General features: G+C 51.7%; 1 protein-coding gene. It reads left to right on the forward strand.

Annotated features, from left to right (window positions below; genetic code table 11):
- Positions 1-286: hypothetical protein (locus AB9K32_RS00010; protein WP_369883992.1), on the forward strand; the 286-nt coding region annotated here is incomplete at both ends.

The following is a 286-nucleotide window of genomic DNA, read 5'->3' on the forward strand; positions in this document are numbered from 1 at the left end:
GAGTAGCGGCCAATGCCGCGGACATCGCCAACAACACTACTGCGATCGGTAACAATGCCACGGATATTTCGAACAACGCTACCAATATCTCCAACAATACTACGGCTATTGGTAACAATGCTACTAACATCACAGCGAACACTACCGATATAGCCACCAATGCCACGAACCTGGCCAACCATATCTCGGCCGACGGAGATCTATCGGATACGAACGAGATCCAGAACATCGAGGAAGTGCTGACTGACGGGAACGATGCGAACGGTCTAGTGCTGACGGGCCTTGG

The sequence above is a fragment of the Allomuricauda sp. XS_ASV26 genome (assembly GCF_041224615.1).
GTDB lineage: Bacteria > Bacteroidota > Bacteroidia > Flavobacteriales > Flavobacteriaceae > Flagellimonas > Flagellimonas alginolytica.